The 16917-nt window shown below is 49.9% G+C and carries 14 protein-coding genes; 1 reads left to right on the forward strand and 13 read right to left on the reverse strand.

Features of this window, described 5'->3' with window-relative positions; all coding sequences use genetic code 11:
* Positions 1-6 precede the first annotated feature (6 nt).
* The 9 genes from ASG16_RS16885 to dpaL form a co-directional block, all read right to left on the reverse strand.
* Complete coding sequence (locus tag ASG16_RS16885) at positions 7-645, reverse strand: pyridoxamine 5'-phosphate oxidase family protein (RefSeq protein WP_056489477.1); 639 nt, start codon at positions 643-645, stop codon at positions 7-9.
* A gap of 73 nt (positions 646-718) precedes the next feature.
* Positions 719-2059 carry a YjiH family protein gene (locus tag ASG16_RS16890; RefSeq protein WP_056489479.1) on the reverse strand — a complete coding sequence of 447 codons (1341 nt, stop codon included), beginning with the start codon at positions 2057-2059 and terminating at the stop codon, positions 719-721.
* A gap of 71 nt (positions 2060-2130) precedes the next feature.
* Entirely contained in the window at positions 2131-3405 is a 1275-nt protein-coding gene (hutI, locus tag ASG16_RS16895; RefSeq protein WP_056489481.1) for an imidazolonepropionase, read from the reverse strand.
* Positions 3406-3410: 5 nt separating this feature from the next.
* Positions 3411-5081, reverse strand: coding sequence for a urocanate hydratase (gene hutU, locus ASG16_RS16900; protein ID WP_056489482.1), 1671 nt, complete (start codon positions 5079-5081; stop codon positions 3411-3413).
* A gap of 163 nt (positions 5082-5244) precedes the next feature.
* Positions 5245-6741, reverse strand: a complete 1497-nt coding sequence (locus ASG16_RS16905; protein ID WP_056489484.1) for a helix-turn-helix domain-containing protein — start codon at positions 6739-6741, stop codon at positions 5245-5247.
* 424 nt (positions 6742-7165) lie between these two features.
* Positions 7166-7723: a signal peptidase I gene (gene lepB, locus ASG16_RS16915; RefSeq protein ID WP_056489487.1), complete on the reverse strand. Its 558-nt coding sequence runs from the start codon at positions 7721-7723 to the stop codon at positions 7166-7168.
* Positions 7724-7824: 101 nt separating this feature from the next.
* A complete protein-coding gene (locus tag ASG16_RS16920) occupies positions 7825-9606 on the reverse strand; it encodes a sigma-54-dependent Fis family transcriptional regulator (RefSeq protein WP_056489489.1) in 1782 nt (593 codons plus the stop codon).
* Between the two features lie 73 nt (positions 9607-9679).
* A complete protein-coding gene (locus tag ASG16_RS16925; RefSeq protein ID WP_056489491.1) occupies positions 9680-10840 on the reverse strand; it encodes an ArgE/DapE family deacylase in 1161 nt (386 codons plus the stop codon).
* Positions 10837-12081 carry a diaminopropionate ammonia-lyase gene (dpaL, locus tag ASG16_RS16930; RefSeq protein ID WP_056489493.1) on the reverse strand — a complete coding sequence of 415 codons (1245 nt, stop codon included), beginning with the start codon at positions 12079-12081 and terminating at the stop codon, positions 10837-10839. Before dpaL ends, ASG16_RS16925 begins: the two co-directional genes overlap by 4 nt.
* Before the next feature lie 438 nt (positions 12082-12519).
* Here dpaL and ASG16_RS16935 point away from each other — a divergent pair, with 438 nt between their 5' ends.
* Positions 12520-13716: a leucine-rich repeat domain-containing protein gene (locus ASG16_RS16935; protein WP_056489855.1), complete on the forward strand. Its 1197-nt coding sequence runs from the start codon at positions 12520-12522 to the stop codon at positions 13714-13716.
* Between the two features lie 146 nt (positions 13717-13862).
* On the opposite strand, the gene ASG16_RS16940 is transcribed toward ASG16_RS16935, so the two are convergent.
* The 4 genes from ASG16_RS16940 to ASG16_RS16960 form a co-directional block, all read right to left on the reverse strand.
* Positions 13863-14156: a hypothetical protein gene (locus ASG16_RS16940; RefSeq protein WP_111914440.1), complete on the reverse strand. Its 294-nt coding sequence runs from the start codon at positions 14154-14156 to the stop codon at positions 13863-13865.
* A 328-nt stretch (positions 14157-14484) separates the two neighbouring features.
* Positions 14485-14898 (reverse strand): VOC family protein, encoded by a 414-nt coding sequence (locus ASG16_RS16950; RefSeq protein WP_048034056.1) that lies wholly within the window; start codon positions 14896-14898, stop codon positions 14485-14487.
* 78 nt (positions 14899-14976) lie between these two features.
* The gene (locus ASG16_RS16955; protein WP_056489499.1) at positions 14977-15729 is read right to left on the reverse strand and encodes an RNA polymerase sigma factor; all 753 of its coding nucleotides are present in this window, start codon (positions 15727-15729) and stop codon (positions 14977-14979) included.
* 267 nt (positions 15730-15996) lie between these two features.
* On the reverse strand, positions 15997-16668 hold the full coding sequence (locus ASG16_RS16960) for a putative RNA methyltransferase (protein ID WP_241970773.1): 672 nt from the start codon (positions 16666-16668) through the stop codon (positions 15997-15999).
* Positions 16669-16917 lie beyond the last annotated feature (249 nt).

Raw genomic sequence — 16917 nt, forward strand, 5'->3', positions numbered from 1 at the left:
ACATGATTAGTACAACCGCTTCGTATAGCTGTCTTGCAAGCCCTCTGCCACTTCTTTTGCCGTCACACCGGGAAGCTTCACATGGTCCGCCAGCATTTGCTCCACATTAGGAGTCGTCCCCTCTGCTGGCCATGACTCCGGCTTCCATAGACCAGAGCGCATAAATGCCTTCGCACAGTGGACGAAGCACTCCTCTACCTTTACGCCGATCCCAAGCGTAGGCACCTTCCCGTTTACCGCCATCTTCGCCAGTATTTCTTCATCGCGAATAATGCAAGCCTTGCCGTTCACGCGGAACGTCTCTTCCAGCGTAGGAATGAAAAAGATAAGCCCAATATGCGGGTTGACCAAAATGTTCGTGATGGAATCCATCCGCTTGTTTCCTGGGCGCTCAGGGATGACGAGATGGTGATCATCGATGACATGCACAAAGCCAGGCGCATCTCCACGTGGCGAAGCATCGCAATGGCCATCTTTGTTTGCTGTGGCCAAGATGAGAAATGGCGATTGGGCAATATAATTGCGGCTATGGTCATCCAGTTGGGTTATCGCCTTGTTCTGTACGAGACGACTTGGCTCTCCGACCATTTCGCGCAGTTGCTGCTCTGACGTGATCACATCACGGAATATTCCGAATCCTGACATGACTAATCCCTCTTTCCTCTGCTTGTTCGAACCTGCCCTCATCATACCATATTTGTCCATTCGCTTATCGGGATTATGGCAGAAGCAGGAATGCCAGAGGGGTCACCAGCAATAGGGTTAGGATGGTACGCTCCACCCAAATCACCAAAAGCTTTGGAATACTAATCGGAATCTCAGTGGACAAAATGCAAGGAATCGTTGCTGAAAAGAACAGGATGGAAGAAACCGAAACAACCGCAATCACAAACTTGGTGACCAGAGGCGCTTTTACCACAAGAAGCGCTGGCAAAAACATTTCGGCAATTTCGATCGCTGACGCTTTTGCAGCCAGCATCGGCTCTGGAATTTGCAAGAGCCATGTGATCGGATAAAACAAGTAACCAAGCCAGTCAAACAAAGGGGTAAATTCGGCCAGCACCAACCCGAGTAAACCGACCGACATGATGGACGGGAGAATACTCATGGTCATGATGAAGCCATCCCGCAAGTTCTCCCAAATGTTCCGTGTTAGCGGCAGCGCCTTTTCCGCCGCTTCCATCGCTTCCGTCCACGCCTGGCGCAACCGCTTTTCCTTGATTACTTTTTCAGGATCGCCGTTGTCCTGGTAATACGCATCGCTCATGCTGGACAGCGGCCAAATACGCACCGTCACTGCGGTTACGAGAAATGTCACTACGAGCGACACCCAGAAGTAGAGATTCCAGTAATTCATCAAATCCAATGTTTTCGCGATGACGATCATAAATGTCGCAGAAACGGTGGAAAAGCCCGTTGCAATAATGGCTGCTTCTTTAATCGTATACTTGCCTTCTTTGAAGACCCGGTTCGTGATCAAAAGACCGATCGAATAGCTTCCCACAAAGGAAGCCACCGCATCTACTGCAGAGCGGCCAGGTGTTTTCCAAATCGGGCGCATGATCGGTTGTACCATTACACCGATAAATTCCAAAAGCCCGTAGCCAACCAGCAGAGCCAGGAACACGGAGCCGATCGGAACCACCATGCCGACGGGAATCACCAGTTTTTCGAAGAGAAATGGCCCCATATCCTTGTCCAGCAGCCATGCAGGACCCGCCTGAAAATAGATCAATAGAGCGATTGGCACGCCCAGTACTTTTAGCGCGGAAAAGACGAGGTTTACTTTGCTCAGCTTCCAACCGCCCGTTACAAACGGATAAATGGCCCCAAGCACAATTACAAGCAAGGCATATACCGGTATCGCACTCGGCATGATTTGCCGAACCCATGTCACGATATGATCCAGCATAATCGAGCTCGTGTTATGAATCGTAACAGGGATAAAAAAGACGAAAATGCCAATGAGACTAAAAACAAAAAACTTCCAAGCATGTGTGGTGGATACGGCTTGCTGCCTAGGATGCGGTGCAAGATTGCTGTTTGAAATATTGCCCATACATGTCCCCCCATTTTAAAGACAAGCCGGTCTCCCCCACTTCTATCCGTTTTCTTTTGCTCTCTTTCGTCTTACGCCAGTCTGCCCCCAGCAACGACAATATTTCCGTTTTTGATTACTGTGTTTACGTGGTTGATTCCATATCGATATTGCAAGGTCATGAAATCAGGAACGTCAAAAATCGTGACATCTGCTTTTTTCCCGACCTCAAGGCTGCCCACCTCATGCGCACAGCGGATTGCGTGAGCAGCATTGATAGTAGCTGCCGTCAGCACCTCGGCTGGCGTCATCCCCATTTTCAGGCAACCCAGATTCATGATGAGTGGGAGCGAAACGGTTGGAGACGAGCCCGGATTGCAGTCCGTCGAAATCGCGACAGCCACACCACGATCAATCATTTTCCTGCCATTTGCAGACTCTGCCATCAGGAAAAACGCCGTTCCGGGCAGTAACACAGCGATGACACCCGCTTCAGCCATCTGTTCAATCCCCTTGTCAGAGGCACGTAACAAATGATCCGCAGATACCGCGCCAACCGAAGCTGCCAGCTCTGCTCCTTCATATGGTTCGATTTCGTCCGCATGAATCTTCGGCAGCAACCCATGACGGACCCCTGCTTCGAGAATGCGTCGGGACTGTTCCGGGGTAAACACACCTCTTTCGCAAAACACATCATTAAAAACAGCCAGCTTGCGACGAGCGACCTCTGGGATCATTTCCTCGATGACCACGTCTACAAATGCATCCGGGTTTTCCTTGTATTCGCGCGGCACCGCATGTGCACCCATGAAAGTACTGACGATGTCGATGGAATGTTCCTCATGCAACTGCTTAGCGACCTCGAGCTGCTTTAGCTCATCCTCCAATGTCAGGCCATAGCCGCTTTTCGCCTCGACGGTTGTGACCCCATGCAGCAGAAATTGATCGAGACGCTGCTTACTCTGGGCAAACAACTCTTCGTGGGTAGCTGCGCGTGTCGCTGCAGTAGTCGAGTGAATTCCGCCGCCATTGTTCATAATCTCCATATAGGTCGCACCGTTTAGCCGCATGTTAAACTCGTTTTGCCGACTGCCCGCGTGCACCAGATGTGTATGCGGATCAATCAGCCCTGGCGTGACCAGCTTACCCGAAGCATCGATGATTTGCGCCTCATGCACACGGTCTCGATAGTAAAGCGCCAGCTCTTCATCTGTTCCTACACGCTGGATAACGCCGTCTTCCAACCAGATGCTTCCATCCTCGATGATCGACAACTCGTTCATTTGCGCTCCTACTACAGGGGAAGAGGAGCCACCAGCCAGCGTGGCAAGCTGACTGGCGTGGCGAATCCATACAGGTTTAGTCATGGCTCTTACTCCTTCATCATCGGAATGTGGACGCCTTTTTCCTTGGCAGTTTGAATCGCGAGGTCATACCCTGCATCGACATGTCGGACGATGCCCATGCCTGGATCTGTCGTGAGGACGCGCTCCAGACGACGTGCTGCTTCTGGTGTTCCGTCAGCCACGATGACCATTCCAGCGTGGAGAGAGTAGCCCATGCCAACGCCGCCACCATGGTGTACCGATACCCAGCTCGCTCCGCCTACCGCATTGATCATGGCATTGAGAATCGGCCAGTCTGCAACCGCATCGCTACCGTCCTTCATCGCTTCTGTCTCACGGTTTGGCGAAGCGACAGAACCGGAGTCCAGATGGTCACGTCCAATGACGATAGGGGCTGATAGCTCACCGCGCGCCACCATCTCATTGATGATTTGACCAAAGCGTGCACGCTCGCCATAGCCTAGCCAGCAAATGCGGGAAGGCAGTCCCTGGAATTGAATGCGCTCCTGCGCCATGCGAATCCAGTTGCACAGATGCGTGTTGTAGGAAAACTCGCGCAGAATGACTTCGTCTGTCTTGTAAATATCCTCAGGGTCACCGGACAGTGCTACCCAACGGAACGGCCCCTTGCCCTCACAAAATTGCGGACGGATATAGGCTGGCACGAAGCCAGGGAAACGGAACGCATCCTCCACACCCTCGTTTTTTGCCACCTGCCTGATGTTATTGCCATAGTCGAAGGTGACTGCTCCTTTTTCCTGCATGGCGAGCATGGCGCGAACGTGTTCAGCGATGCTTGCTTTTGCGCGAGATTCGTACGCTTTCGGATCGCGTGTCCGCAGTTCGGCTGCTTGCTCCAGTGACATGCCGATGGGAATGTAGCCGTTGAGCGGATCATGCGAGGAGGTCTGATCCGTCAGCACATCCGGGATAAAGTCGCGAGCCAGCATGGCATTCAGCACTTCAGGTGCATTGCCTAACAGCCCGATGGAAATGCCTTTTTTGTCGCGTTTCGCTTCTTCCGCCAAACGGATCGCTTCGTCCAGACTTTCTGTCATCACATCCAGGTATTTCGTGTCCAGTCTGCGTTGGATACGGGTTGGGTCCACCTCGATATTGATGCTGACACCACCATTGAGCGATACGGCCAACGGTTGCGCACCACCCATGCCACCCAAGCCTGCAGTCACGGTAATCGTTCCGGTCAGCGTGCCTTCAAAATGCTGGCGTGCCAGTTCTGCAAACGTCTCGTACGTTCCTTGCACGATGCCCTGGCTGCCAATGTAAATCCAGCTTCCCGCTGTCATTTGTCCGTACATCATCAAACCCTTTTTGTCCAGCTCGTGGAAATGCTCCCAATTCGCCCAGGCAGGCACCAGATTCGAGTTAGCCAACAGCACACGCGGCGCATCCGTATGCGATTTGAATACAGCAACCGGTTTCCCGGACTGGATGAGGAGTGTTTCATCGCTCTCTAATGTTTGCAATGTTTTGACAATCGCATTGAAGCATTCCCAGTTCCGTGCCGCCTTGCCAATTCCGCCGTATACGACCAAATCCTCTGTACGCTCCGCTACATCAGGATTGAGGTTGTTCAAAAGCATGCGTAACGCCGCTTCTTGCACCCATCCCTTTGTGTGTAATTGGGTACCTGAAAAGGCTTGGATCATTTGCTCAACGGATTGTGTCGTCGTCATCATTCCCACCTGCTTTTCTAAAAGGATGTACTTCTTAGTTCCATTGTAAAAAAGCAAGGAAAGACAAAAAAGGCACCGCGCTTTCGATTTGGTGCCTCTATTTTCGATTCATTTGCAACCGCATTCATGGTTTGACGAAAAAATCTGTCTTTTCTTTCGATTTCTATCTTTTCTTCTGATTTCGTAACAAACGTGGAGTTGTCCCTGTCTTTTCCTTAAAAATTTTACTGAAATAATTGGCGTTAATGAAACCACATCGCTCTGCCACCTCTTGGACAGACAAGGATGTCTCGAGAAGCAATCGGCGTGCTTCTTTTACTCGCAAGGATGTGAGTATCTGGCGAAAAGAGCTTCCTTGCTTTTGTGCGAGCAGTGTACTGAAATAGGAAGGGCTACGGTCGATATAACGCGCGACTTCCTCCAAGCGCAGTGCAGGATCGGTGTAACGTCCTTCTATATAGCGAATCGCCTGTTCCACGACATCTACACGAGACTCGTCGACAGAATGATGGGCGGCATCAAGAAGCTGATTAATGAACAGCAGCAGTTCCACCACGATCCGATACAAGATCGGCGAGTAAAGAATTGTTTCAAAAACCCGGTGATACTCCTCTTCCAAAGATGCGGAGTCAAGACCTCGTGATATCATGTAGCGCCTGACTTGGGCCAAAATACTTGTCAGCCGAATACGCAACAATCCCGGCTCTGGATAAGGCTCTTCCTTGTAAAAGAAGTGTGTATACAGCCACTGCTTCAACTCTTCCCGATTGCCTTCATCCAGCATTTCAACCCACGCGCGCTGTTCGGCTGGCGTCAAAAATGGATCTATCATCGTCCAATTCACACGATGATCCACGACTGTCACTTGCCGATATCCTTTGAAAAAGCGGACTTGCAGCGCTTCGCTCGCTTCCTCATACGTTTCGTTCAAGCTCTGCTCATGGTTGCTTGCGTCATACATAACCAAAAAGAGCGGCGCATCATGGTTTGCTTCCCAATCCATCAGCAAACGCTTGCCCATTTGGTGGAGCGTAGATGGCGAGACCGCAGCATCCACTGGAAATACCCCCACTATGGCCTCCCCTAGCGGCAAAAGATCGGGCTTGTCGCGAAACGGATATTCCTCAAAAAAGCGCAGCAGTTCCGGATGCCTTTTCGGATCCTCCAGTTGAGCCAGCATGAGTGAATAAGACTTGGCTTGTGCATGCCCGGGGAAAAACAGGTCAAGATACGAGACATCCCTAGCATTGTCCGATCCCGTTCCCTTCTCTTCGCTCATTCGCTTCCGATCCAAGCGCTCCTGGCAGCATCTCGTCAGGATTCTCCTGATGTATTCCGGTGTCTGTGGCTTCAGCCATAGATCGCGTGCAAAAAGCCCAATCCCCTGCATTGCCCGCTCAAACGTCGCCTCTGATGTGGTCGCCACAACGGTCGGACGATACTGATCCACCAAAAGCTTCAGCCGGTCCCACTGCCCGCGCCCGATCATGTCCAGTTCAATACAGAGCACTTCCGGTGTATGCGCTTCCATCATTTCGAAAACGTCTTCCATGGTCCCGGCACTATGCACCTTGTCATACGGAATGGCATAGCTATTGACGAGCCATCCGATCCCGATTCGTTCGTTCTGGTCCCGATCCGCTATCAAAATGCTGGGCATAAGCCGTCCTCCTCGACCATTACCTAATTAAATCGGAAAAGAAATACCAGCCCTAAAGAGAATGGGGCTGGTATTAGTTTACCATATTGACTGCTATCAGTCCGTCTTCAAAAGTCTTACATGGGTCTTCCACTCATCGGGATCTGGAAGTGGCATGATCTTGGCGTCCTGCCAGTCGGTTGGTTTCGCGTTCGGGATGAAATGATAGTGGGACCCCGCATTTGAGTTACTTGAAGAGTGTGCACTTACAGTAGTTGCACAAACAAGCATCCCTATTAATAAAAGCTTGGTGAAGATAAACTGTTTTTTCAAGGACTACACCTCTTCCCCCTCATATTTATTACCCGTAAGACGAGGAAAGAAGAGGTTTGTTTCATCGAAAAAAAGGTTGCCCATAAATGGACAACCTTTTCTCCTTCACGTTTTACTTCTTAAGAGGATTTTCGATCATGGTTCCCATCACATGATCCAGTGGAATAAAGCCAATATCGCGGGAATCTGTGCTGTTATTCCGGTTATCCCCCATGACATAAACATGATTGGCTGGAACCGTGATCTTTCCGTCCGCTACGTATTCCATCGTTTCTTTGATGTATGGTTCGTTTAATGCCTCACCGTTTCGATATACCTTGTTGTCTTTGAACTCTAGTACGTCTCCTGGTCTTCCAATGACCCGCTTCACATACATTGTGTGGTCATCGCCCTGACCTGTGACCAGCGATACCAATGGATGCCCCACGATATCGTCCATCAAAGTACGGTCTCGCTCTACCCGACTGTCGATCACGACAATATCGCCGTAATCTGGCAAATAAGAAAACGTGTGTGATAGTTTTGACACATATATGCGCTGCTCGTCTTGTAAGGTTGGGTCCATGGAATGCCCATCAACCTTGAACGGTTGAAATACAAAGATTCCGAGGACAAGAGCGAAAACGACAGCAAAAGTTATCGATCGAATCCATCCTAAAACTTCTCTCATTTTCTTTTGGCACTCCTTCCTTTTACCATTCTATTTTCCCGTATCGAAACCATCATAACACATTATCCGCCCAATCCCAAAAAATTGGCCAGAAGCAAAGTTCAGGTGAGACCGTACTCGCGCAGTTTCCGAAACAGCGTTGCCCGACTTATCCCTAATAGCGTAGCTGCTTCTTCTTTTCGTCCGTTTCTATCCCGGATTTGTTGCATCGCGGTATTGATTGCTGCTCGTTCCAATTCTTTCAGCATCAGTCCTTGCTTTTGCCAGTCGAATGGCCCCTGACTTTCTTTTACGGAATGTGGGGAAGATTCTCGTAGAATTCCCGTTCGAATGGGCAAGCTCGCAGGCTGAACCCAAGAAGTTGCTTCCATATTGACCGCGTACTCGATTACATTTTCCAACTCTCGGACATTTCCTCTCCAATCGTGATGAAACAGGACGTTTTGCGTCTCTTGGGAAAAGCCGTGCATCTTCTTCCCCGCTCGATTCGCATGAGCCAAAAGGATATCGTTTGCCAAAGGCAGTATATCCTCTCTACGTTCTCGCAGCGAAGGCAAGTAAATGGGAATCACATGCAATCGATAGTACAGGTCCAACCGAAACAACCCCGCGTCTACCCGCTCCTGCAAATCCAGATGGGTCGCTGCAATGATCCTTGCTGCTAAGCGTATGGCCTTGCCGTTACCTCCGATTCGGAACAGCTCCTTTTCTTGCAACACGCGCAGCAGCTTGCTTTGTAAATGCATAGGCATATCCCCGATTTCATCGAGAAACAGCGTGCCTTTTCCTGCGACCTCGAACAATCCCGGCTTTCCACCTTTTCGCGCTCCTGTGAATGAGCCTTCCTCATAACCGAACAATTCGCTTTCTATTAAATGCTCAGGAATTGCCGCGCAATTAATCGAGAGGAACGGTTCGTCTCGGCGCGGGCTTGCCTGATGAATGGCTTTGGCAAAGAGCTCCTTGCCAGTACCACTTTCACCTTGGAGCAGGACAGTCGAATCACTGGCTGCCACACGTTTTGCCACTTCCTTTGCCTGTACGATCGCAGGACTGTTTCCACCGATCATCTGAAAAGGGTCTGGCTCCGAGTATCCACTCACTTGCCTTGCAATTTGCACGACTTCCTGTACATCATCAAGCGTAATCACCCATTCTTTGACCGTTCCTGCCAGTAGAATGGGCTTGATAGCAAACAAAAATGTCTTGGCTTCCTGCCCGATGGACAAAACGACCTGCTTAGGTGCAGATTGCGCGGCATCTGCACGGCGAATAGCATCTATCCATTCTGCCGTTTGACTGTCGTCGTGATCGAGCTGCAAATATTGCCGGGCACGCTGGTTCGCCTGAATGATCCGATTGTCTTGATCGACGAGAAGCATGGCCTTGTCCATTTCATCCATGACGACACGCAGCTTTTCTACTGTATGCAACTGCTCGACGTACAAATAGTGCTCTTTTAGCTTAATGGCGATCAGCTCGGCCATTTTTTGCAAATAGGTCAATATCGCATCCACATCCGCAAACAACCGCTCACGCTGCTCCTCATCGAAAGCGAGCAGGCCGATCACACCTATATTTTCATTGTCTAATTGTATCGGGCAACAAATCTCTCCCGTCTCCTTGCAATTTCCATAATGCATACAAGGACGGCACCGCTCATCCTGCCCCGGATGCATAATCACAACAGGATGCCCAGCGAGCAACGACTCCCGGTATATATGGTCCTCTCCTGCCATCGTCCGCAAAACGCCAGCCTCATTCTTCCCCGTCCCTGCGATCCGTAAAAATTGACTGTCCGCAATCTCTACCTCTACGCGCAGAACGGATGCAACAGCCGAAGCAATCTGTTGCACACTTTCTTGAATATCTCGCAAGGGCATCTGGCTTCCCCTCCCGTCAATCTCTTGCCTCCATTATAGCGCATCACAGGAGAAGCCTGCCCTTATGCATTTTTTACCGGCAAAAATCACAAATCGCCTCCACCAAGATGGCACTCATGTCTACTACGCTATCCACCTCTACATATTCGACTGCTGCATGCAGACCAGCTCCCACTGGTCCAAACAAAACAGTAGGGATTCCTGCTTCCTGCAATAATGCTGCATCCGTCCATCCCGAGAATCCGCATACATCGGGTGTCTTTCCCATCACACTCTTACATGCGGCCTGAAGGGCTACATAAACAGGTTCATCCAGCCCGACTTCAAACGGCTCTCGCAAAAATGACAGCTCGGCGCTTGCTTGGAACGTCTCATCTTCAGTACGCAGCTTCTGTAGTAATGCTTTTATTTCATTTGCAACGTCTACCTCTGTTTCGCCCGGCAACGTCCTTCTCTCCCAGTCGATACGGCAATAGTCTGGATAGGTAGACAGCTCCGTTCCACCCTGAATGAGTGAAGCATGGACAGATGCCGCACCAAGTATCGGATGAACCGGGCCTTGAGCCAACCTGTCCGAGAGACGCTCCAGCTCTTGCAGGACTCTGCCCGCCCGAACGATTGCATCAATCCCTTCTGCTGGACGACTTCCGTGAGCTGCCTTTCCCAGCACCTCGCATTTGACCCAGGCAAATCCTCTGTGAACGACGCCAATCGCCAGATCGGAAGGCTCACAGCATATCGCCGCATCTGCTTTGTACGCCTTTACTAGCTCCTCCGTGCCGATGCTTTTATATTCCTCGTCAGCGACAAAAGTCAAAATGACATCTCCTGCTAACGGAACCTTTGCTTGTGCGATTGCCTCTACTGCGGCAATCATGGCCCCCAGACTTCCCTTCATGTCCTGACTGCCTCTGCCGAAAATTTTGTTGTCCATAAGGGTAGGCTCAAACGGGGGAATCTCCATGCGTTTGGCGCTTACCGTATCCATATGTCCATTGAGCATCAAGGATTTGCCGCCGCCTGTCCCCCGTAGGGTCCCGACGACATTGACCGCTGTGTCGTTAATAGGTGTGACATGGACCTCCAGTCCAGCCGCCTCCAAACGCTCGCGAATAAAAGCCGCGATCACTTTTTCGCCCGGTCCATCCTCATCCAGATACGGGTTCACCGAATCAATCCGAATCAAATCCTGCACCAATGAAATCAGTTCGTCTCGATTGATCGTCACGTTCATTTTGTCATATCCTCCTTTTGTCGACATGCGCCTTCCCAGATGATACGTCTATAGATATCCCGATCCGTATCCCCTTCCGTACTAAAGCACAAAACAATGGAATTTTCATTCAAGCCAAGCTGCTCACGCTGTTGATGATACATGGGCTTGCTCATCAAGGCAGCGAGTAGACCTACCCCAACTGCTCCACTTTCCCCGCTCACAATGGAAGGATCGGTTCCAGTCGGTGCCGCAAGTATACGCATGCCGTTTGCCGCCACGTAATCGGCACAACTGACGAAGAAGTCTGCATGCTCCCGCAAGATTTCCCATGCCATCGGATTCGGTTCTCCGCATGCCAGACCCGCCATGATGGTTCCGAGCTCGCCCGTAGCTGCATGTGGTTGCCCGTCATTCTCTTCTGCTGAGAGGACCATGCAATTGGCGCTATGCGGCTCGACGATCACGGTTGTCAGGTCTTTGTTTGCTTGCGCCGCTACGAAATGTCCCAAGACTGCGGCGGCCATGGAACCGACACCTGCCTGCAAGAACAGATGTGTCGGCTGTTTGGCGTCGGTGAGGGCTGAGAGTTGTTCCATGGCCTCTGCTGCCATTGTTGTATAGCCCTGCATGATCCACGCGGGAATGGTCGTGTAGCCTTCCCATGCCGTATCTTGAATCACTTGCCAACCACGTTCTTTGGCCATTTGTTCAGAAAGACGCACGGCTTCATCGTAGTTTCCATTGATGACGTGAGCGTGTGCCCCGGCCTCGCGTATCGCATCTACCCGTTGCTGGGCGGAGCCTTTGGGCAGGTACACAACGGCATGCTGTCCGAGCGCCTTGGCAGCCCACGCAACTGCCCGTCCGTGATTGCCATCTGTCGCAGTGACGAAGGTGACTTCTCCGATTCGCTCTCTCATTTCTTGAGAACACAATGCTTCAAAGGTCATCTCTTCTGTCGATTTCCCCAGCTTATCGCACAAGAAACGAGCCATCGCGTAAGAAGCTCCCAAAACCTTGAAGGCATTGAGCCCAAATCGCTTGGATTCATCTTTTACCAGGACCTGTCCTACTCCCAGCTCATGCGCTAACGCAGGCAATATAACGAGGGGAGTCGGCTCGTAGTTTGCGAGAGATTGGTGAAAAGCTTTGGCAAAACGGGTTTCTTTTTCGGTCAAATAGGTAGGAATGCGAGAGCTCTCGCTATTTTTTCTCTTATTTTTTACGACGTAGATTGGTGGTTGATGACGTTTTTCCATCAGATGTGTTCCTCCTTGGGTGGTTTCATCCTTCTTGATATAGCAAGGATCGTGCCAACGGTAATGAGGTGTGGATGGCTTATTGTTTCGGTGGTAATCGTATCAAAATGAGATTGAATTGTATCAATTTGATACTTTGAGTCTTTTTTTGATACTTATTATTCCGGCTGCTGTGGTGGGAGGAAACAGGAGAAAACGCTCCAGCTTCGCAGTGATTTGCGGGCAAAAGAAATGCAACGTGCCTACGCGACGAGGCGGCTACCCCTTTTGCATTTCCCCGCAAATCGCTGCGGAGCGGACAGTCTACACTTCCTAGCAGGACGTAGCCCGGAGCGTAGACTGGAAATATTCTTCTCTCCACTTTAGTAACGACAAACTCGGTTTGGCTTTATATGCTATATTTTTAGTAAACTCCAAGGTATTGATATGGTTGAAAGGATGAAGAAAATGCCAAATCATAAGCAAGGTCGTTATCCCATCGACCTGACTGGTCCTCACAGCCACACACTGGTTATCAAGCCCGGTGTAGGCAGTCTTTCCATTGGACCTTCACAATCGGGCAATAAAGCAGACCTGCACGTCGATCCCTATACGCCCATCAATTGGAACGTATTCGATTCCTTTGCCACACCAGCCGGCTCGCCATGGCCGCGATTTCTGTACTACACGGGTAGCGATGTGGGCTTTTTCGACTGGGCCAAAGAACGCCCCATTGAAGAAATGTCATGGGTTCCGACCCTACCTAAAGACATAGACGTCGACGCCAGCCTGTCCAAATTGCACGGCTTGCATATCGAACTCGACCAGTTTGAAAGCCGTTTGCATCTGCAGCTCCCGAAACGCCAGGTCTCTGAATATTTCCGTCTGAGTGTAGCTGGCGATCTATCGCGTTTCTCTGTCGATGGCGACATGCCATACTCTCTGACACTGAAGCCGCGTACCAGCCGCCGCAAGAATAATGATCCCTTCTTGCTACCCGATCTTGGCGAACTGCACCAGGTCACGAGTTTAACACTTCAAAACGAACCGCTGGCACAGCCTATCTCGCTGGAGTGCATAGAACGTTTTCAGAATCTTACATCACTGAGTTTATGGGGGAATTTCTGCGATTTGGAGTTGCTAGCTCGTCAGACCCAGTTAACGAATTTGGAGCTGCGCTTCATGCCTGATCTGGGTGACTTGCCGCCAATAAATGTGTGGCCGTTGCTTGACAGATTTATCGCCTTTAACGTGGAGGAGATTACGGGCAAGCGGCTGAGACAGCAAATGAAAGCGCGAGCTAACACCCGCCCGTGGACGGGCTACGCTTCCGTGAGCCAATTACGGAAGCCTGAGTGGTGGACAACCGAGTTTGGCCGCCCATTTTCGTCCTGGCCTAAACGTCTGGCCAAGCTGGCTAATGAAGCCTATGACATTGCACAAGCGGACTTGGCCCAGGCCCGCAGCCTTGCTGATGCGGAGGCAGCCATTACCGCCTTCACCGTGCGTTTCAACACCCTCAAAGGTATCGAGACCATTGAACGAGAAGACCTCGGTGAAGCTGTATGGCAACTAAGCCAGTCTGACCACCTAATCGACCAGCCTATTACGGAGGAGATGGCTCAACGCTGGTTCGACGCAGCACGCAATTACTGAATAAAGTGAAGCAATGTTGATAGCACGTTTTAAGCTTTAAGGCCATCTTTTGCCGGATGGCCATTTTTGAGTTCGATGTATATGTTGACTTTTCAGTAAGCCTAATAGTCGCTTCCATTTTTATTGTTTGGTTTCACAGCATCGTCCTAGCAAGTTTCTTTAAATTCGATTGCCGCTACCGTAGGGGGCAAAGGCTGTGAATTTCCCCAGCAATACATCGTAAGCCCCCATTCCTCTTCTTCCTCCTGTAAACTAAGAAGGTTATGAATCGCCGTGTTTGTCTCAACAGTAACGATGAACTGGTGACTGCCTCCGCCGATCATGATCATCTTATCCATATGTTGAATACTGATCTGGCTGCATAGGAAGCCGTCCATCTTCCGGATGACCTCCAAACACTTTTCAAGTGATGCATGATCATGCTTAACTGTCTTAGCCATGGCTCCTGTCCGCTGTTCCTTATATGGTGCTCACCAGCAAACACTCCTTTACAGTAAGACTTTATATTTACATATGCCGCGGCACTTTACCGCCAGTCTTTTTTGCTTATGACCGAACTTGACTACTCACCATTCATAAAAGTTTTCCTCGATCAGCGCTTCGAATGAATCCGCTAATAACTTGATCTCCCCGGTATCGTGATAACAGATGAAAACCTTTCCTGCCGGGGCATAGACTGGAAGTATTCTTCTCTCCACCGCGGCCCCGTTGACAAGAATAACCACCTGCATAACTCTCACAGGTGGCATTTTGAGTGATAGAAGAACTCTATGCGTTATTCTCTTCATCCTCAGCGGAAGGCCATCCACCCCATAGGTGGTTCACATGCCCATCTGGATCACGAAATCTAAAGCTGTAACCTCCGCCTCGCTTATACGTCATTTCACTTACTTCGATTCCTTTGCTTTTCAACTCCTCATAAACCTCATGGATTTGGTCTACCTGCAAGGAGATGATTGGCTGGGCTTGTCCTGACATATCAGTAAAATCCAAACGCGGAACTTCTGGACAACGAATGAGCCCGAGACCTACTCCGCCTACGTTCAACCAAGCTTCATTGTCTCCAGGTGAAAATTCGAAAGTAAACGGAATGCCGAGTACATCGCGGTACCACTTTACGGATACCTCCAAGTTTTTGACAGGTAGCTGTACAACCGCAAAATTACGCACATGGATACTCATTTGTGTTCGCTCCTTTATTTCAAATATGTACTTTCACCCTCATGAACGAAAGAAAAGAACAAAAAGAAACGGGTACCTCTACCATTTCTGAAAAAAATGCAGCAAATGTCCATCCGGGTCACGAACAGCAAAGAAAAGGCGATCGCCTGCTACCGAAACCTTTTCCACGCTCACGCCCTGTTCGGCGAGGCGCAGATACGTTTGACAAATCGCATAAGCATCCCCCGCACGAAAGGCAGCCAAAAATTGCTCGAACCCTTCTTTTGAAATAAATTCGGATGAATCACGACGTCCAGCTTTGTCGATTTTCTTTTTGCTGGATGGGCTTTCATCCTGTCTGGTTTGCTCAGCCAACACGAACAAGCGCTGGCGAGCCCTCTTGAACCCTTCTTTCACTGCCCCTACTGTCGTATGTAGCAATGTGGCTGTTTCCTGCGCCGTAAACGAAAAAATGTCCATCATGAGAATCAGCACCATCTGTCTGGCATTTAGACGATCAGCCAGTTGCTCGAACATCTCTCTCTGCACAAACGTATCGGATACAGTGGATTGATGCAGATAGTTCGCTTCATCAAACAGAGCGGGATGCTCATTCGCCTTTACTTTTCGGCAATGATCGATCCAAGCATTCGTGGCAATTTGCCTCAAAAATGCCTTGGTTAGTTCTCTGTCTGGAGCCTTCTGTAAGGAACGATACACCTTCGTCAATGTATCTTGCAGGAGATCCTGCGCATCCCAGTCGTTTTTCGTGAGGGACAAGCAATGCTTTTGGATATCCGCGAGAAAAGGTTTTACACGCAAAAAGGAAGCCTCATCCTGATCCGCCCCCATACGATCCCTCCGACAATTTTCCGACTATTCATACTCATTTTCAAAAAAATAAAGAACGCTGTCAACAAAGACCATGTAAAAATATAAAAGCGACCGTCCAGAACGGATTATTCCCGCTCAGGACAGTCGCTGCTTTATTTCCTGCCAATCAACACAACCAAGTCTATCGTCATGTCCACTCCTGCCAAATCAGACACCCGGCTCAACTGCTCAGGTGTCGCCCCCCACGCCAACGGAGTCATCTGGAGCAAAGAGGAAAGACTTCCTTCATCCAGTCGGAACTGATACTGAACCCGTTCCTTGCCGATTAGCTGGAAGCTGGCTTTGAAGTGCTCGATCGTACGATGATTCGCATATTTTGTTTTGGGTGACTCTTGATACAAGACTTCTCGTAGCTCTCGCAAATAGTTGGCCTCTGGAATGACACGGAGATAACAGATTTAAAATGGAGTGGAACTGTCTGTCGGCAAACGGCGCCTTCGTCAAATCACCGACGCACCAAACTACTTCTGGATCGTTCTTTGCCGCAAGCATAACTCCCTCTTTCGCGAGATCGACACCCACTCCGATAAAGGAGGCTTCGCTTGTTTGCATCACCCTCTTCCGAACCTGCGTCAGATGATAGCCCTCGCCACATCCTGCATCCAGTACGTACATCCGGCTTTCCTCAGGTTCTGTCGTGTGCAGGATGACCTCACTCAACACCTCATACAATGGATCAAAAAAACCTTGCTCCATGATCGCCCTTCTCGCTGCAAACAATTGCCTGTCATACTTTGTTTTGTAGGTTCGCGCAGCCAAGTGAACATAGCCGTGCTTGGATAAATCAAAGCAATGATGATTATTGCATACCAAACTGGTTGCAGGTACGTTTTGCATAGCCGCCTGGCAAATTGGACAACGAAAAATCCCCACATGCTGGGAAATAGCTGTAGACATCAAAAAAAGCACCCCATTCATTCGTATTTCGGTGAATGAAAAAAGGCACAGTCAAATAAACCCCAAGCATTTTCAAAAAAATGCGGGATTACGTTGATCTGTACCTCACATTACCGAAGACGAATGAACTGGATGATCATGGTCTGTAACACTCCTGCTTTTTGATGATGTAGGCATCACGTGGACGCTCAACTACAATTGTAGCACATTTCAGCAATATACAGGCAGGATACAATATGGGCAGGTACG

This window comes from Brevibacillus sp. Leaf182 (assembly GCF_001423865.2).
GTDB lineage: Bacteria > Bacillota > Bacilli > Brevibacillales > Brevibacillaceae > Brevibacillus > Brevibacillus brevis_C.